The 16962-nt window shown below is 61.5% G+C and carries 16 protein-coding genes; 12 read left to right on the top strand and 4 right to left on the bottom strand.

The features are described from left to right. Nucleotides 1-55 precede the first annotated feature (55 nt). From cobJ to cobG, 4 genes are read right to left on the bottom strand one after another with little or no spacing between them, the layout of a single operon-like run. Entirely contained in the window at nt 56-1759 is a 1704-nt protein-coding gene (gene cobJ, locus KGA88_RS20820; RefSeq protein ID WP_223594013.1) for a precorrin-3B C(17)-methyltransferase, read from the bottom strand. Then, nucleotides 1759-2490, bottom strand: a complete 732-nt coding sequence (locus tag KGA88_RS20815; protein ID WP_223594077.1) for a precorrin-2 C(20)-methyltransferase — start codon at nt 2488-2490, stop codon at nt 1759-1761. Before KGA88_RS20815 ends, cobJ begins: the two co-directional genes overlap by 1 nt. Continuing rightward, entirely contained in the window at nt 2490-3116 is a 627-nt protein-coding gene (locus KGA88_RS20810; RefSeq protein ID WP_223594011.1) for a precorrin-8X methylmutase, read from the bottom strand. The genes KGA88_RS20815 and KGA88_RS20810 overlap by 1 nt, the downstream gene beginning before the upstream one ends. Continuing rightward, nucleotides 3109-4431, bottom strand: coding sequence for a precorrin-3B synthase (gene cobG / locus KGA88_RS20805; protein WP_223594009.1), 1323 nt, complete (start codon nt 4429-4431; stop codon nt 3109-3111). Before cobG ends, KGA88_RS20810 begins: the two co-directional genes overlap by 8 nt. Nucleotides 4432-4701: 270 nt before the next feature. On the opposite strand from cobG, the gene KGA88_RS20800 reads away from it, so the two are divergent. The 12 genes from KGA88_RS20800 to KGA88_RS20745 all read left to right on the top strand — a co-directional run bounded on the left by KGA88_RS20800 (nt 4702) and on the right by KGA88_RS20745 (nt 16847). Continuing rightward, complete coding sequence (locus tag KGA88_RS20800) at nt 4702-5349, top strand: hypothetical protein (protein WP_110657375.1); 648 nt, start codon at nt 4702-4704, stop codon at nt 5347-5349. Between the two features lie 158 nt (nt 5350-5507). Next, nucleotides 5508-6719, top strand: coding sequence for a precorrin-6y C5,15-methyltransferase (decarboxylating) subunit CbiE (gene cbiE, locus KGA88_RS20795; RefSeq protein WP_223594007.1), 1212 nt, complete (start codon nt 5508-5510; stop codon nt 6717-6719). Then, nucleotides 6712-7809, top strand: coding sequence for a cobalt-precorrin-5B (C(1))-methyltransferase (locus KGA88_RS20790; RefSeq protein WP_110657379.1), 1098 nt, complete (start codon nt 6712-6714; stop codon nt 7807-7809). The genes cbiE and KGA88_RS20790 overlap by 8 nt, the downstream gene beginning before the upstream one ends. Next, nucleotides 7806-8528 carry a cobalt-precorrin-6A reductase gene (locus tag KGA88_RS20785; protein ID WP_223594005.1) on the top strand — a complete coding sequence of 241 codons (723 nt, stop codon included), beginning with the start codon at nt 7806-7808 and terminating at the stop codon, nt 8526-8528. Before KGA88_RS20790 ends, KGA88_RS20785 begins: the two co-directional genes overlap by 4 nt. Before the next feature lie 258 nt (nt 8529-8786). After that, nucleotides 8787-9185, top strand: a complete 399-nt coding sequence (locus KGA88_RS20780; protein WP_110657383.1) for a DUF2946 domain-containing protein — start codon at nt 8787-8789, stop codon at nt 9183-9185. Between the two features lie 47 nt (nt 9186-9232). Next, on the top strand, nt 9233-9712 hold the full coding sequence (locus KGA88_RS20775; protein ID WP_223594003.1) for a copper chaperone PCu(A)C: 480 nt from the start codon (nt 9233-9235) through the stop codon (nt 9710-9712). A gap of 21 nt (nt 9713-9733) precedes the next feature. Continuing rightward, the gene (locus KGA88_RS20770) at nt 9734-10177 is read left to right on the top strand and encodes a DUF2946 domain-containing protein (protein ID WP_223594001.1); all 444 of its coding nucleotides are present in this window, start codon (nt 9734-9736) and stop codon (nt 10175-10177) included. Nucleotides 10178-10369: 192 nt separating this feature from the next. After that, nucleotides 10370-12487: a TonB-dependent copper receptor gene (locus tag KGA88_RS20765; RefSeq protein WP_223594000.1), complete on the top strand. Its 2118-nt coding sequence runs from the start codon at nt 10370-10372 to the stop codon at nt 12485-12487. A gap of 110 nt (nt 12488-12597) precedes the next feature. Next, entirely contained in the window at nt 12598-13977 is a 1380-nt protein-coding gene (locus KGA88_RS20760; RefSeq protein ID WP_223593997.1) for a PepSY-associated TM helix domain-containing protein, read from the top strand. A gap of 118 nt (nt 13978-14095) precedes the next feature. Then, nucleotides 14096-14884 (top strand): ABC transporter ATP-binding protein, encoded by a 789-nt coding sequence (locus KGA88_RS20755; protein WP_223593996.1) that lies wholly within the window; start codon nt 14096-14098, stop codon nt 14882-14884. Beyond that, complete coding sequence (locus KGA88_RS20750) at nt 14881-15840, top strand: ABC transporter substrate-binding protein (protein ID WP_223593994.1); 960 nt, start codon at nt 14881-14883, stop codon at nt 15838-15840. The genes KGA88_RS20755 and KGA88_RS20750 overlap by 4 nt, the downstream gene beginning before the upstream one ends. Further along, nucleotides 15837-16847, top strand: coding sequence for a FecCD family ABC transporter permease (locus tag KGA88_RS20745; protein WP_223593992.1), 1011 nt, complete (start codon nt 15837-15839; stop codon nt 16845-16847). Before KGA88_RS20750 ends, KGA88_RS20745 begins: the two co-directional genes overlap by 4 nt. Nucleotides 16848-16962: the final 115 nt, after the last annotated feature.

The following is a 16962-nucleotide window of genomic DNA, read 5'->3' as shown; positions in this document are numbered from 1 at the left end:
ACTTGTTGATGCAGGATACTTCGCAAAAAAAACGCCTCCAAAGAGGCGTCTTGATTCAGGAAGCGGGTTTGTCGCCATACCAACGCGGCGTGTAGACCCATTCGCCCCCCCCAGGACGAGGGAAAGAGCAGGTGGTGGACGAGCCGATCAGCACCATGGTGCGCATGTCAACCTGATCCGGGGTCAACTGCCCCAGCGTCGTAACGCGCAAGGTCTGGCCCGGACGACCAATGTCCCGACCCAGGACCACTGGTGTTTCAGGCGCGCGATGCTCGGCGACTATCTCTAACGCCCTCCCTAACTGCCACGGCCGTGAACGCGAGATCGGGTTGTAGAAGGCCAGGGCCAGATCGGCTTGAGCGGCCAAATCCAGGCGTTTCTCGATAATCGACCAAGGCTTGAGGTTATCCGAGAGCGACAGCACACAGAAGTCATGCCCCAGCGGTGCGCCGGCCTGGGCAGCCGTCGCCAGCGAGGCGGAAACTCCCGGCAAAATCTCGAGATCGACGTTGTGCCAATGGACGTCAGTGGATTCGTGCAGCGCCTCCAGCACCGCCGCGGCCATGGCAAAAACCCCCGGATCCCCCGAAGAAACCACCACCACCGAACGTCCCTGGGCCGCCAGTTCGAAAGCGTGACGGGCGCGCTGCATCTCTTCGCGGTTGTCGGTGCAATGCAGCACCTGATCGGCGCGAAACGGCCCAGCCATGCGCACGTAGGTTTCGTAGCCCAATACATCGTTGGCGCGGGCCAGCTCCGCCTTCACTGCCGGCACCATCAGTTCAGCAGCGCCCGGCCCAAGGCCGATCACCGCCAACCGTCCACGAGGCCGGCCAATCTGCAACGAGTCCAGCGGCTGCTCTGCTATCGCAATGGCAACGGTGTCGTTACCAAGCAGGGAAACAGGTTGACCCACGGCAGTACGCAGACGTTCGCCAAGGACCTTCCCAGTCTGGCCAAAGCGCAACGGCACGCCCAACTCAAGCGCCGCTTCACGCAGCGCCGGACTGGCCATTTCGGTATCGGCGGCCAACAGACAGGCCAGCGACTGCACGGCGATTTTGGCCTGATGCAATACCTCGCGAACTACCACCGCTACGTTAACCAGACCAACCTCAACAGCGACCACCACATTGCGCGGGTAGATCAACAGTTCATTGGCTGCGGGTGCCCGTTCGGCATGACTGACGTGCACCGCCAATCGGGCCTGCGCATCTTCAGGCAACTGCGCCTGCGCCAGCCACGGGGCCTTACCCTCAATGCGCACCGTTTCCCCGGCGAGCAAATCGGAAACGAAACGCTTGCCCAGTTCCAGATCGCCCAAGGCATAGCCGCTGGGCGGATTGAGCAGGCAGGTGCCAAAACGCAACTCGCCGCTGGTGGTGATCGCCGCAGCGACTTCAAGCGTGGCGGCAATCTCGCGCGCCATCACATTCACCCCACCGAGACCGCCTAGCAGTGGAACCACGGCGCTGCCGTCTTCGGCCACCGCCAATACCGGTGGTTCGGCGCCTTTTTCCAGCAACAAGGGCGCCAGCGTGCGAATCACGATCCCGGCCGCGCACAGGGCAATGATCGGTGTGCCCTGTTGATAGAGCTCGCGCAGGGTCGCGCCGAATTCGTGATAGACCCGATCCGCGCCTTCGACCCGTTCGGCCAGGCCAAGGATCTGGGCTTCGGGGTACACCTGCTGAATACGGCGCGCGGTCGCGAGGCTACCATTGCCGAGAATGACAATCGCCGGAACTGGACGGTTCATCAGCCTTGCCACCTTTCACCGGGAACGATGATCAACGAGAAATACGGCGATGACATCGGCTCGACCTGATCCAGCGGCACGATCTTCTGATTGGCCATGGTCGCACGCTCGACGTACAGCGCCCGTTCGGCCAGGCCGAGTTCTTCCAGCACCTGGCGCACCTTGGGAAAGTTGCGCCCCAGTTTCATGATCACCGCCGCATCGGCATCGGCCAGGCGACGCTTGAGTTCGTCGTGCGGCAACACACCGGACAACACCGACAGACTCTGATTGCGATACACCAGTGGTGCACCGAGCACCGAGGCGCCACCCAGCATCGAGCACACGCCCGGCACGACTTCAGCCTGATAACGCTCGGCAAGCCGGTCGTGCAGGTACATGTAGGAGCCGTAGAAGAACGGATCGCCTTCGCAAATCACCGCCACGTCGCGACCGGCATCCAGATGCGCCGCCAGCTCTTGCGCAGCGTCATCATAAAAGTCGCTGATCACTTGCTCGTAGGACAACGGCGCCGGCAAGGCTTCGGTGGTCACCGGGTACACCAGTGGCAACAGATTCTGTGCTTCCTGCAGATGCGCTTCGATGATGCCGAAGGCGTTGCCTTTCTTGCCCTTGGCGACGAAGTACGCCACTACAGGCGACTCGCGCAGCAACCGCAGCGCCTTGACTGTAATCAGTTCCGGATCACCAGGGCCGACGCCGAGGCCGATCAAACGTCCAGGTTGCTGCATCATTCGATCTCCGTGGCGAGGGCATTGACAGCGGCGGCGGCCATGGCGCTACCGCCCAGCCGACCTTGCATGATGACAAAAGGCACACCCCGGCTGTCAGCCGCCAGCGCAGCCTTGGATTCGGCGGCGCCGACAAAGCCCACCGGAAAACCGAGGATCAGCGCCGGCTTCGGCGCACCGGCGTCGAGCATTTCCAGCAGGTAAAACAGCGCCGTCGGAGCGTTGCCTATGACCACTACACTGCCTTCCAGATGTGGACGCCACAGCTCCAGCGCAGCGGCTGAGCGGGTATTGCCCAATTCAAGGGCAAGCCCTGAAACGCTCTCATCACGCAGGGTGCAGATCACTGCATTGTTCGCCGGCAGGCGCGCGCGGGTCACACCTTCGGAGACCATCCGTGCATCGCACAAAATCGGCGCGCCGGCCGCCAGCGCATCACGCCCGGCCTTGCCCGCCCCTTCGGAAAACTGCAAACCGTCGATGGCCTCGACCATGCCGCAGGCGTGAATCACACGAACGGCGAGTTTCTCCAGATCGGCCGGAATTCGGTCGAGGTTGGCCTCGGCGCGAATGATCGCGAAGGAGTTGCGATAGATCTCCTGACCATCGCGGATGTAATCAAGCATCAAGGGGGCTCCGTGAGCGGGCGTCGAGCAAGGTCGCGACCGCTTCAATAGTAAGGTTGTGTGCGTGCAGCGCGCCGAAACCTGGCTGCGCTGCATCGCGAAAATAGAGATCGTAGTGGCCGGGGGCAACGGCCAACAGTGTGACGGGCGCGGTATGTGCGGCAGCGCAGGAACGCGGACAGCCACTCAGGTGTATGTTCAGCGCCGGTCCATGGCGGTGCAGCAGCGCGGCCAGTTTCAGGGCATCGCCCTTGGTCTCGGCCAGGCCTTTACCACAGCCGTTTGAGCCGGTGCAGGCGATCAACCGGGACAAGGGTTGATCGGCTTCGCACTGCAAGCCCAGACATTGCAATTGCCGAATGACCTCAGCGGCGTTTTTCGCGCGGACGTTGGGCAGCAGCAGGCTTTGCCAGGGCGTGAAGCGCAGACTGGAATCACCGAACTCGCGTGCCAGTTGTGCCACACCGCGCAGCATCGTCGGATCGAGCCGCCCCAACGGCGGGACAGCCCCTACATAGACAACACCAGGCTCGGCCTGGGGATGTGCGCCAATGTGCAAATCAGCGCCACCCGAAACCCGCTGCCAATCGACGACCGCTTGCAGCGATACACGCCCAGCCAACCGAAGCAGAAGGCCCTCGACCGAGTACTCGGCCAGCAAATGACGCATACGCGTCTGCTCGGGACGCGCCAGTTCAAGGAACAGCTCAAGCACCGCGACGACCAGGGCATGGCCATCGTCGAGCGCGACCGAACCTGCCGGTGTGTCCGTCGGGCATCCGGCCATCCCAAACGCCAGCCGTCGCTCACCGTTTCGCTCGAAGGCTGCGAGCCACAGGTCGTGGGGATGCTCAAGCATTGCCAGGGCTTCGCCGCCATCGAGCTGCACGGCGAACTTGGCGCTGAGATCGTGAAACCGTTCGTGCTGTTGCACCGTGGTCAAAATTCGCTCGGCCAGCGCACGGGTATCGAACAGCATCTGCCGATCGAACCCGGCAGCTGGGCTGAGCATCAGATTGCGAACATCGTCGCCCGCCGCATTGCTCGGACCCAACCCTGCGGCTAGCAGGCAGTCGATCAAGGCTGCCTGTTCGCTGCCGATTCCACGGATCTGCAGGTTGGCGCGGTTGGTCGCTTCGATCACGCCACCGGCATATCGCTCGGCTGCATCGGCCACCGCGACGGCCTGCTGTGCGCTGATGGAACCACTGCTGAGTTTGATTCGGCAAATGCCGCCGTCCAACGCCGGGACAATACGCAGCAACCCGGGACAGGCCGAAGGACGTAAGGGGTTGGATTTCTGGCGAGAATTCACTGGATGTCCGGTACGAGACGAAGGGCAGCATTATGCCTGCTTTGTCTGGCAGGATGAAAAGTCCGGGCAGCTTGACGACGAAAAGCGCTTGGGCCCGTGCAAGGCTGTCTGTTCTGACGCCCGAATTGGCAGGAATAAAAGTTCGCAAAAAACACTAACAACAAAAAAACCCCCCACAACCTGTTCTTATTTAATTCTCCCTATTGACTCCTGTACTTTCAATCATGAGCAACCACCCACAAAGACATAATTAAATATCAGGAGCAACATATGAACAAAAACAATATCTCCGGAGTACTAACCGGACACAATATTACTTCATGTATAGACGAACTATCACTGCAAGCCCATGAAGACCTTACCGATTGCACTCAATTAGCCACAAAGTCCGCCGACATGGTCTGCAGCCGTTTCGCTGATTCGTTAAAGTGGATGCATGAATATGTAACTACCTTGGACTTCCTGGGTTGGTCTGTCTTTGAAAACGCGATTTTCACCCGCACCAGCATCGTCATCTCACACAGCGTTGCGGAGTTTCTGGTGCAAAGCGCCCAAGGCATGCGCGACTCCCGCCAAGGAAATGCCATGATTGACACGCTCGACGCGCTGAAGCCCGATAGGCCGGCGCTATTTTCACTGGACGAAGAGAGCAATATGGGAAAAAGCTTTCAGGTAATACCGGCACGCTACAATTCGAGCGGGGATCTGGAAATAGCCGTCTTTAATCTTGAACTGGAAGTGCTCACAAGGAAAAGTAGCTTCCTGTTCTGGGACTGGGAAGATCAGGAATCACAAATCATCCAGAGGCGAGCCAGTTTTAAATTTGATACAAACAAATACGATGACAAAAGATCGCTGGTTAAAAAAAAGCTTCGCGAAATCACCATGAGGAGATTTGAACTGCGCAAACCAACATAAGATTGAACACCCTAGCACTTGAACGCTTTCATCACTGTCAAAAGCACGCTTTCACTCGATGACGACAGGCGACTGCCACACCGAGGTATGATGCGCAACCGCCCGCCCGTCACGGACCGGCACCGTGATTTGGCTTCGATTGATAGATGAGGAACAGCATGACCCCCTGGCTGACAGTAGTAGGCATCGGAGAGGACGGCTTCAAGGGGCTTGGAAAAAATGCCCGGCATGCTCTGCTGAACGCTTCGCGAATCATAGGTGGTCAACGGCAACTGGATCTGCTGCCAGCCTGCATCCGTGGGGAACGGCAGTTGTGGCCAAGTCCTTTTACCCTTGAAGCGATTTTGACCAGACGTGGCGACCCCGTCTGCGTGCTGGCCAGCGGCGATCCGATGTTCTTCGGCGTCGGCGCCAGCCTCGCCCGGCAACTCCCCGCGGCCGAAATGCTGACGCTTCCCGCGCCGTCCTCCTGCTCACTGGCCGCAGCGCGAATGGGTTGGCCCCTGCAGGATGTGGTCACTCTGTCGGTGGTGGCCCGGCCTGTCGCCGCACTCAACGCCCACCTGTCCAGCGGCGTGCGCTTGCTGGTATTGAGCAACGACGGCCGCAGTCCCGCCGCCATCGCTGCACTGTTGCGCGAACGTGGCTTCGGCCCTAGCCGCCTCACCGTGCTGGAGCACCTGGGCGGGGAAGCCGAGCGGCGTGTCGACGGCATGGCCAGCGGCTGGGACGATGCGCTGATCGCCGACCTGAACCTGATCGCCATCGAGTGCATCGCCGAGCCGAACACGCTACGCCTGTCGCGACTGGCCGGCCTGCCGGACTCGGCCTTCCAACACGACGGCCAACTGACTAAACGCGATGTGCGCGCCATCACCCTCGCGCGCCTGGCCCCAGTCCCCGGCGAGTTGTTGTGGGACGTCGGTGCCGGCAGCGGCTCGATTGGCATCGAATGGATGCGCGCTCACCCAAGTTGTCGCGCGCTGGCCATCGAAGCCGATGCGGGCCGACAAGCGTTGATCGAACACAACCGCGATGCCCTCGGCGTTCCCGGCCTGCAACTGGTTCGCGGCAGCGCGCCACAGGCATTGGCCGGGCTGGAGCGGCCGGATGCGATTTTCATCGGTGGCGGTGTCACCCGCGAAGGCGTGCTCGATACCTGCTGGGCCGAACTCAAGCCCGGCGGCCGGTTGATTGCCAACGCGGTCACCCTGCAAAGTGAAATGACCCTGATGACCTGGCGCGAGCAACATGGCGGGGAGTTGACCCGCATTCATATCGCGCAGGCACAACCGCTGGGCGACTTCGACACCTGGCGCCAGGCCTTGCCGATTACCTTGCTGGACGTGACGAAACCCTTCGATGCGTGACGAAACCGCCGAACAACCCGCCCCCCTGCGCAGTGGCCTGACCACCGGAAGTTGCGCCACGGCTACCAGCCTCGCCGCCGCGCGCCTGCTGCTGGATGGCACATCGGCCGATGCAGTGGAAATCGTGCTGCCCAAAGGCAAGCAGGTGCAGATGCGCCTGGAATTCTGTCGCCTCACCGGGGACGGCGCCGAAGCGGGAACCCTCAAGGATGCCGGTGACGATCCCGACGTGACCCACGGCGCCCTGCTCTACTCCCAGGTGCGCCTGAGCCCCGAGCCGGGGACTCGCTTCCATGCCGGCCGCGGCGTGGGCACCGTGACCCGGCCCGGGCTGGTGCTGGGTGTCGGCGAGCCCGCGATCAACCCGGTGCCACGCAAAATGATCAGCGAACACTTGGCCCGACTGGCCGACGAACTCGGCTACAGCGGTGGTTTCGAGGTCACGGTCAATGTCGAGGACGGCGAGGCACTGGCACTGAAAACCATGAACCCGCGCCTGGGCATTCTTGGTGGCCTGTCGATCCTTGGCACCAGCGGCATCGTCCGGCCATTTTCCTGCGCGGCCTACATCGCCTCGATCCATCAGGGGATCGACGTGGCGAAAACCAACGGTTACCTGCACATCGCCGCCTGCACCGGCAATGCCAGCGAAGACACCATGCGCCGGGTCTACAACCTGCCGGAAATCGCCCTGATCGAAATGGGCGACTTCGTTGGCGCCGTGCTCAAGCACCTGCGCAAAGTCCCTGTGGATAAACTCAGCCTGTGCGGTGGTTTCGGCAAGATCAGCAAACTGGCGGCCGGGCATATGGATCTGCACAGTCGCCATTCGAGTATCGATCTGCCGCAACTGGCGCTATGGGCAGCGCAGGTCGGCGCCGATGCGGCGTTGCAGCAGAGCATCCGCGAGGCCAACACCAGCCAGCAGGCATTGGCCATGGCCGCCGCCGCCGGGGTCGCCCTGGGTGATGCAGTCTGTCAGCACGCCCTGGATTTTGCCCGCAGCGTGGTGCCGACTCAGGTCCAGGTGGAAGTCTTTGCCATCGATCGCCAGGGCGGGATTGTCGGCCATGCGGGAGCTTTTCAATGAAGCGCATCCTGTTGCTCGGCGGTGTGACCGAAGCCATGGCGATTGCCCGCACGCTGGGACCGCAGCATATCTACAGCCTGGCCGGGGTCGGTCGGGTGCCGACCGATCTGCAATGCCAGGTTCGTGTCGGCGGCTACGGCGGTACCGAGGGCCTGGCGCAATTCATTCGCGATGAAGGGATCGATCTGCTGCTCGACGCCACTCACCCCTACGCCGCCCAGATCAGCCAGAACGCCGCGACTGCCGCGCACTTGAGCGGCGTTCCCTGCTGGGCGCTACGGCGTCCGGCCTGGCAAGCCCAGGTGGGAGACGACTGGCGGGAAGTCGCCGATTGGGGCGAACTGATCGAAGCCCTGAAGCTTTTCCGCCGGCCGCTGTTCACCCTCGGTCGCGAGCCCCTGCAACACCTGGATGAAATTCCCCCGGAGCAATTCTGGACCCTGCGCGCACTGGACGTGTATCCGGGCAACGAGCGCTGCGAAGTGATCGGCGCACGGGGGCCTTTCCTGATTGACGATGAACGTGAGCTGTTCGAACGGCGAAACATCGACGTGCTGATCAGCAAAAACAGCGGCAGCACGGCGACCGAGCCGAAGCTGGAAGTGGCGCGTGAGCGTGGTCTGCCGGTGATTGTATTGAAACGGCCGACGTTGCCGGGAGTTGATCGGGAGTTTGAAAGGGTGACAGAAATCCTGACCGCCTTGTCGCTCTTCGACTGATCTTGATCCCTACCCGCCGAGATTTTTCTTACGGCTCTTTCGGAGCACGCCGATTATCCATTCCCGGATTCCAACCCTATAGTCCGGCGGAATCTGAACAAAGCTCAAGCACTACTGGCACTTTGAAATTCACGACTATCATTAAAGCTACGAAAGGATCGCGCTGCGACACCACACCGCACGTCGCCTTTTTACTTATCGGCCCTGATCAGGCTAAATAGCCCGCGCCTGATCGCCCACCCAAACGGATTTTGTCCCATGTCCCGACAACGGCTCGCAATTGCCTGGATAGCCTGCTTCGCAGTGCTGTTCAACCTGCTCGCCATGCCGATGTCCGGAGCGATGGCGCAAACGGCGAAGTCATCCGCCGAGCAATTGTTGTGGGGCAGCTTCTGCAGCTCCAGCGGCACCAGGATGGTGGCGATTTCCATCGGCGACCTTGAACAGAAAGCCCCGCAAAACGACGATCATTCCAACATGCAGCATTGCTGGTGCTGCTCGGGTTCGGCGCCATTGGTGGCGTTGCCAGGGCATACGCCACAGATGTATTTCGCGCACTTCGAGTCCAACCGAAGCCTGCCTGCGACCTCTCTCCAAAGCCCGTCACCGCGCCAGCAATGGCCGAGTCTCAACCCCCGCGCGTCCCCTCTGGTGTGATTTTTTCTCGCAATTGACCTGCGTTTAAATCGTTCCGGAGAACTGCCATGTTGAACAAATTCATCGTTCTGGCCGCGTTGCTGCTGCCTGCCTGCTTTGCCAATGCCCACGAATACAAGGTCGGCACACTGGAAATCGCTCATCCGTGGTCCCAGGAATTGCCACCCAATGCGCCTACTGTCGCGGCGTATTTCGTGATCGACAATAAAGGCCAGACCGCGGACCGCCTGCTCAGCGTCGACACCCCCATTGCCGGCGAAGCGCAATTGCATGAGCACCTGATGCAAGGCGACGTGATGAAAATGCAGCACGTACCGAGCGTGGAAGTGCCCGCCGGTGGCGAGGTCACTTTCGCCCCGATGGCCTATCACGTGATGTTGCTTGGCCTCAAGGACCGCAGCCTGCTGGTTGATGGCAAGCGCTTCCCGATGACGCTGCACTTCGAGAAGGCCGGTAATGTAACGGTCGAAGTCGCGGTGCAGAAGCAGGCGCCGGACAGCATGCAAGCGCACGTGCACAATCCGTAATCGCCTGAGCTGAAAACGCCCATGCGCCCGCTTAGCGCCAGGTCATCCAGGTCACGCAATCAGGCATTGAGTCTGACACGCGGCAGCTGGATCAGCCTGTTCGCCATGCTGATGATCTTTATCGGTCCGCTGATTTCCCAGTCGATGCCGATGGATTCGCGCGCCATGTCGATGACCATGCCAGTGGGTATGAGCATGGACATGTCGGCGATGGAGCATGCCGACCATGGCACGCAAGCCACTGCCGAGCATTGCCCGCCAGCCCCGGGGCACCACGTGCTGTGGGAAAAGTGCGGCTATTGCAGCCTGCTGTTCAATTGCCCGGCACTGACCGGTGGCGTGTCTTTCGCCAACTTCGTCATCCCGCCCGTCAACACCTTCACCACACCCTCTCCGCGCCTGGGCCATGCCCGGCAAACCTTCTTCCCCGGCGCCCGCACCCGCGCCCCGCCCGTCGTCGCGTAAACACTCACATCTGATTTCACACGGTCCGCAAGACAGCCACAGCAACCTGTGGGAGCGGGCTTGCTCGGGAAAGCGGTGTGCCAGGCGACATCTGTGTTGACTGACACGCCCTCTTCGCGAGCAAGCCCGCTACTACAGGGAATTGCGCAGGCTGTCGGCCGTGTCGTTTACGACTGTTCGATGGAAATTGTCATGTCCAGCTTTTCTGCTGTCCCGTGCTTGAGCCCTGCCCAAGCCTCTTATGCCCTGAACGAATCCGGCGTTCGTTTCAGGCACGCCACCGCGATTTTGTGCGGTGCTTTGCTGGCGCCCTCTGCGCTCGCCGATGAACATGCCGGTCATCGTGAAGAATTGAGCCCGACGGTGATTACCGCCATTGCGCCCAGCTCACCCTTGACCATCGTCACCAATCCCAAGGACCCGCGCCAACCGGTGCCGGCCAGCGACGGCGCCGACTACCTGAAAACCATCCCCGGCTTCGCCATGGTGCGCAATGGCGGCACCAACGGCGATCCGGTGCTGCGCGGCATGTTCGGTTCGCGGCTGAACATCCTCACCAACGGCAGCATGATGCTCGGTGCCTGTCCGGGCCGGATGGATGCCCCGACCTCGTACATCTCGCCGGAAACCTACGACAAGCTCACCGTGATCAAAGGCCCGCAAACCGTGTTGTGGGGGCCGGGTTCTTCGGCCGGCACCATCCTGTTCGAGCGCGAGCCGGAGCACTTCGGCGAACTTGGCACACGGGTCAACGCCAGCGTGCTGGCCGGCTCCTACGGCCGTTTTGACAAACTGGTGGACGCCGCAGCCGGCGGCCAGTCGGGTTACATACGGGTCATCGGCAACACCGCGCACTCCGACGACTATCAGGACGGCAACAACGACACCGTGGCGTCGCGCTATGAAAAATGGAACGGCGATGTGGCGCTAGGCTGGACGCCGAATGCCGACACCTTGCTGGAACTGACCGCCGGCCGTGGCGACGGTGATGCCCGGTACGCCGGCCGCGGCATGGATGGTGCGCAATTCCTGCGCGAAAGCCTCGGCTTGCGTTTCGAGCAGTCCAACATCGGCGAGGTACTGGATAAGGTCGAAGCGCAGGTCTACTACAACTACGCCGACCACGTGATGGACAACTACACCCTGCGCACGCCGTCCGGCACCGGAATGATGGCCGGCCCCATGGCCTCCAACGTCGACCGCCGCACCCTCGGTGCACGGGTCAAGGCCACCTGGCGTTGGGCTGATGTGCAGCTGGTCAGCGGCATCGACGCGCAGACCAACGAACATCGTCAGCGCAGCGCCATGGGCGTCGACACCTACAAGGACCTGCCGTACACCAAGGATGCCGACTTCCATAACTACGGTGTGTTCGGCGAACTGACCTGGTACGCCGCCGACCGTGACCGCTTGATCAGCGGCGCACGCCTGGACCGCGCCTCGGCCAAGGATTATCGGCAAACCACCGGCTCGGGCATGATGACCCGCCCGAACCCGACCGCCGACGACACCCGCGCCGATACCCTGCCGAGCGGCTTCATCCGCTACGAGCACGACCTGGCCGATAGCCCGACCACGCTGTATGCCGGCCTCGGTCACACCCAGCGGTTCCCGGATTACTGGGAGCTGTTTTCACCCAACTCCGGCCCCGCCGGCTCAGTGAATGCCTTCGATTCGATCAAGCCGGAAAAAACCACCCAGCTCGATTTCGGTCTGCAATACAAGACCGAAACCCTCGAAGCCTGGGCCTCGGCTTACGTCGGGCAGGTACGCGACTACATCCTGTTCAACTACACCCCGACGATGATGGGCATGACCTCGCAAGCCGAGAACATCGACGCGCGAATCATGGGCGGCGAACTGGGCGCCGCTTACAACTTCACCGACAACTGGAAAGCCGACGCGACCCTGGCCTACGCCTGGGGCAAGAACAGCAGCGATGGCAGTGCATTGCCGCAGATGCCGCCGCTGGATGCCCGTTTCGGCCTGACCTACAGCGAAGACAACTGGAGCGCCGGCGCACTGTGGAGAGTGGTCACCGCGCAAAACCGCATCGACCAGAACAAGGGCAACGTGGTCGGCAAGGACTTCGACAAGACGCCGGGCTTCGGCGTGTTCTCCCTCAACGGTGCCTATCGGATCAACAGCAACTGGAAGGTCAGCAGCGGCGTCGACAACCTGTTCGGCAAGGCGTACGCCGAGCACTTGAACCTGGCCGGCAACGCCGGTTTCGGCTACCCCGCCAATGACCCGCAAGCCATCAAGGAACCGGGGCGCACGCTCTGGACCAAGGTGGACATGAGCTTCTAAAAGCTTCGCGAGCAAGCTCGCTCCTACAGGGGAGCGGGTTTGCCCGCGATCGGTTGCAAGGCAACCGCAAAACAAACAACTAAAAGATCCAGCCAAGCGGAGCACACGTGATGAAACAGCCCAAAGTGAATTTCTACAACCTGGCCTGGCGCTGGCATTTCTATGCCGGATTGTTCGTGGCGCCCTTCATGGTGATGCTGGCCCTGACCGGCACCATCTACCTGTTCAAACCGCAACTCGACTCGTTGATGTACAGCAGCCTGCTCAACGTCCCGGCCGGGCATCACACCGTGCCGGCCGACGACCTGCTGACGCGGGTGAAAACGGCTTATCCACAAGGCCAGGTCACGCAATACCTGCCGCCGGTCAACGCCGAGCGCAGCGCACAGTTTGTCGTGCTCAACGATGGCAAGGAGCTGAACGTTTTCGTCGACCCTTACCACGGCGATATCCTCGGCGAGCAAGACGCCAAGAAGAACCTGCAAGCCATTGCCCGTGCGATTCACGGCGAACTGATGATCGGCACCGTGGGTGATCGACTGATCGAACTGGCCGCCGGTTGGGGCGTGGTGCTGGTGGTGTCCGGCATCTTCCTGTGGTGGCCGCGCGGTCAGGCGGCAGGCATCTTGTGGCCACGCCTGAACAGTCGTGGTCGCGTATTGTGGCGCGACCTGCACGCGGTCACCGGGTTCTGGGGCGCGTCCCTGCTGCTGGTGATGCTGCTCAGCGGCATGACCTGGACCGGCTTCTGGGGCAAGCAATACGCCGAAGTGTGGAACGTGTTTCCGGCAGCCATGTGGGATGACGTGCCGAAGTCCGATATCGAGGCGCGCAGCCTCAACACCGCGACCCGCCAGACCGTGCCGTGGGCCATGGAAAACACGCCGATGCCGATGTCCGGCGACCACGCCGAACACATGGCCCACGACGGTGCATCGGCCGGCCCGGCCGCGCCGACAATCCGCCTGCAAGACGTGCAAAACATCGCCAGCGAGCGCAAGGTCGAACCGGGTTACAGCATCACCCTGCCGACCACCGCGACCGGGGTGTTCACCATCGCCGTGTTCGCTGACGACCCGCGCAATGACGCCACGCTGCACATCGATCAATACACCGGCAAGGTCCTGGCCGATGTTCGTTTCGAGCACTACAGCACCGTCGCCCGCGCCACGGAAATCGGTGTGATGCTGCACGAAGGCAAAATGTTCGGCACGCTCAATCAGATCATCGTACTGCTGATCTGCCTGATGATCCTGCTCAGTGCCGTCAGCGGTGTGGTGATCTGGTGGAAGCGTCGCCCGCAAGGAAAACTCGGCGTACCGCCACTGCGCCACGACCTGCCGAAATGGAAAACCGCCATGGTGATCATGTTCGCCCTGGCGGTGGCCTTCCCGTTGGTGGGGGCTTCGCTGGTGGTGGTGTGGGTGCTGGATCGCGTGCTGTTGTCGCGTTTTACCCGGCAGACTGAGAGCGCCTCATCTTCATCATGAAACAGGCGAGATGCGTACAGGGGTCAGCAATGTAGACTTCCCCCGCGTTTCACCCTTTTGGGCCCCATCGCTGGCAAGCCAGCGATGAGGCCATCAGCATCACCTCAAGAGTCACTGCATGACCTCGCTGAACCTCACAAACCTGACCTGGACCCCACTGGGACACGGCCATTGCCACCACCAATTCCAGCTGCGTGATGCCTCGCTACACGTAGCCGCCGGTGAGTTCGTCGGGCTGATCGGCCCCAACGGCAGTGGCAAGACCAGCCTGTTGCGCTGTGCCTGGCGCTTCAGTAAACCGGAAAGCGGCGAGGCCAGGCTCGATCACCAGAACGTCTGGAAACAGTCCTCGCGTTGGTGCGCACAACGCATCGCCGTGGTCTTGCAGGAGTTCCCCGACGCCTTCGGCCTCACCGTCGAGGAAGTGGTTGCCATGGGCCGCACACCGCACAAAGGATTGTTCGATGGCGACACGCTTGAGGACTCGAAACTCATTCATCAGGCCCTGGAATCGGTCGGCCTCAAGGGGTTCGAAGACCACGGCTTCGCCACCCTCTCCGGAGGCGAGAAACAGCGGGTGATCCTCGCCCGCGCCCTGGCCCAGCAGCCACAGTTGCTGATCCTCGACGAGCCGACCAATCACCTCGATCCACGCTATCAGCTGGAGCTGTTGCAGTTGGTCAAGCGCTTGCACATCGGCACCCTGGCGAGCATCCACGACCTCAACCTGGCCGCGGCTTTTTGTGATCGGCTGTACGTGATCAACCATGGCCGTATCGTCGCCAGCGGCACACCGAAGGAAGTCCTGACGGCTGCATTGCTGCGCAATGTGTTTGGTGTCGAAGCGTTGATCGATGAACATCCGCTGCACGGCTACCCACGAATTACCTGGATAACCCAATCATGACTTTGCGTTCCCTGCTGCGCTCCTGCCTCTCTCTCGTGATGCTGCTGGGCAGCGCTCAAGCCTTGGCCGAAGCCACCCATTACCCGCTGACCATCAAAAGCTGCAACCGCGAAGTGACCTTCAAGCAGGCACCGCAACACGCCCTCAGCCACGACATCAACATGACCCAGATGATGCTCGCCCTCGGCCTCAAGCCCCGGATGGCCGGCTACAGCGGCATCAGTGGCTGGAAGGCCGTGACACCTCAGATGCAGGGCATTCTCGAAGGCCTGCCGGAGCTGGCGGCCAAGTACCCGTCGGTGGAAACCCTGCTCAATGCCAACGTCGATTTTCTCTTCGCCGGTTGGGACTACGGCATGCGCATCGGCGGCGACCTCACGCCGCAAACCCTGCAACCGCTGGGCATCAATGTGTATGAGTTGAGTGAATCCTGCGCCTTCGTGATGAAGCGCCCGCCGGCCAGCCTCGAAGACACCTACAACGACCTGCGCAACCTCGGCAGAATCTTCGACGTGCAGGATCGCGCCAACGCCCTGATCGCCAACATGCAGGCGCAAGTGGCGGACATTGGCAAAGACCTGCCCGCGGAAAAACCACGGGTCTTCCTGTATGACAGCGGCGAAGACCGGGCCATGACCTCAGGCCGTCTAGGTATGCCACAGGCGCTGATCGACGCCGCAGGCGGGCGCAATATTCTGGAGGATGTCGACGCGAGCTGGACCCGGGTCAACTGGGAAACCGTGGTCGAGCACAATCCGCAGGTGATCGTGATCGTCGACTACAGCGAAATCACCGCCGAACAGAAGATTCAATTCCTGCTGGCCAACAAAGCCCTGCAATCGGTGGACGCGATCAAGCAGCGGCGCTTCATCGTCATCCCTTACGTACAAGCCACGCCGGGGATCGATAACGTGCTGGCGGTCGCAACCCTGGCCAAGGGCTTCCACGGCGAATGATCAACCGTCGCTACGCCTTGTTGTTGATTGCCCTCGCTGCGCTGTTGCTGGTGTCATGCGTGGTGTCCCTGGGTTTCGGCCCGGCACGGGTGCCGCTGGATGTGGTGTGGCGCATCCTGTTGCACAAACTGTTCGGTTTCGCTGTGCCGGACTGGAACCCCGGACAAGAGCACATCGTCTGGCTGATCCGCGTCCCGCGCATGCTGCTCGGCGCGCTGGTGGGCGCCGGCCTGGCGTTGATCGGCGCAGTGCTGCAAGCGGTGACGCGCAACCCGCTGGCGGACCCGCACTTGCTCGGCGTCACCTCCGGCGCGACGTTGGGCGCGGTGATCGTGGTGCTGCATGTCGGGGAAATCGCTGGCTTGCTGACCTTGCCCATCGCGGCTTTTATCGGTGCATTGCTGAGCATGCTGGTGGTGTTGATGATCGCCAGCCGCCACGGTCGCCTCGACAGTGATCGGCTGTTGCTGTGCGGCGTGGCGGTGTCGTTCGTGATGATGGCGATGGCCAATCTGCTGCTGTTCATGGGCGACCATCGAGCCAGTTCGACGGTGATATTCTGGATGCTCGGCGGACTCGGGCTGGCACGCTGGGAATTGCTGGCGGTACCGACAGCCAGTGTGTTGCTCGGGCTGGTTTTACTGCTGGGCATGGCGCGACCATTGAATGCGCTGATGGCCGGTGAGCAGACGGCGGTGACCCTCGGCCTGAATACGCGCACCGTGCGCCTGCGAGTGTTTTTGATCGCGTCATTGATGACCGGCGTGCTCGTGTCGATCAGCGGCTCGATCGGATTTGTCGGGTTGATGGTGCCGCATATCGCACGGCGCCTGGTCGGGGCCGAACACCGAAGAGTGCTGCCGGTGTGCGTGGTGCTCGGCAGTCTGTTTCTGGTCTGGGTCGACGTCGCAGCACGGACGCTGATCGCCCCCGAAGACTTGCCCATCGGTGTTGCCACTGCGGCGATTGGCGGGTTGTTTTTCATCGGTTTGATGCGCCGTCGTTAGCGCCATGTTTAATTAAAACAAACTTCAGAACTGCAGTTATGCCTGGAAAAACCTCGTATTGAGTTAGCGCTTAACAAACTCACTGCCACGGCCATACTCTGCCTCCGCAAGTTTG

Source organism: Pseudomonas sp. A-R-19, from assembly GCF_019956575.1.
Classification (GTDB): domain Bacteria; phylum Pseudomonadota; class Gammaproteobacteria; order Pseudomonadales; family Pseudomonadaceae; genus Aquipseudomonas.
This window is presented reverse-complemented; position numbering and strand designations above follow the sequence as displayed.

What these genes read in the sequence shown, in the direction of transcription:
- KGA88_RS20775 (WP_223594003.1), top strand. Translation starts at nt 9,233, where the DNA reads ATGTTGAACAAATTCATCGTTCTGGCCGCGTTGCTGCTGCCTGCCTGC.
- KGA88_RS20770 (WP_223594001.1), top strand. Translation starts at nt 9,734, where the DNA reads ATGCGCCCGCTTAGCGCCAGGTCATCCAGGTCACGCAATCAGGCATTG.
- cbiE (WP_223594007.1), top strand. Translation starts at nt 5,508, where the DNA reads ATGACCCCCTGGCTGACAGTAGTAGGCATCGGAGAGGACGGCTTCAAG.
- KGA88_RS20790 (WP_110657379.1), top strand. Translation starts at nt 6,712, where the DNA reads ATGCGTGACGAAACCGCCGAACAACCCGCCCCCCTGCGCAGTGGCCTG.
- KGA88_RS20785 (WP_223594005.1), top strand. Translation starts at nt 7,806, where the DNA reads ATGAAGCGCATCCTGTTGCTCGGCGGTGTGACCGAAGCCATGGCGATT.
- KGA88_RS20765 (WP_223594000.1), top strand. Translation starts at nt 10,370, where the DNA reads ATGTCCAGCTTTTCTGCTGTCCCGTGCTTGAGCCCTGCCCAAGCCTCT.
- KGA88_RS20815 (WP_223594077.1), bottom strand. Translation starts at nt 2,490, where the DNA reads ATGCAGCAACCTGGACGTTTGATCGGCCTCGGCGTCGGCCCTGGTGAT.
- KGA88_RS20800 (WP_110657375.1), top strand. Translation starts at nt 4,702, where the DNA reads ATGAACAAAAACAATATCTCCGGAGTACTAACCGGACACAATATTACT.
- KGA88_RS20760 (WP_223593997.1), top strand. Translation starts at nt 12,598, where the DNA reads ATGAAACAGCCCAAAGTGAATTTCTACAACCTGGCCTGGCGCTGGCAT.
- KGA88_RS20810 (WP_223594011.1), bottom strand. Translation starts at nt 3,116, where the DNA reads ATGCTTGATTACATCCGCGATGGTCAGGAGATCTATCGCAACTCCTTC.
- KGA88_RS20745 (WP_223593992.1), top strand. Translation starts at nt 15,837, where the DNA reads ATGATCAACCGTCGCTACGCCTTGTTGTTGATTGCCCTCGCTGCGCTG.
- cobJ (WP_223594013.1), bottom strand. Translation starts at nt 1,759, where the DNA reads ATGAACCGTCCAGTTCCGGCGATTGTCATTCTCGGCAATGGTAGCCTC.
- KGA88_RS20780 (WP_110657383.1), top strand. Translation starts at nt 8,787, where the DNA reads ATGTCCCGACAACGGCTCGCAATTGCCTGGATAGCCTGCTTCGCAGTG.
- KGA88_RS20755 (WP_223593996.1), top strand. Translation starts at nt 14,096, where the DNA reads ATGACCTCGCTGAACCTCACAAACCTGACCTGGACCCCACTGGGACAC.
- KGA88_RS20750 (WP_223593994.1), top strand. Translation starts at nt 14,881, where the DNA reads ATGACTTTGCGTTCCCTGCTGCGCTCCTGCCTCTCTCTCGTGATGCTG.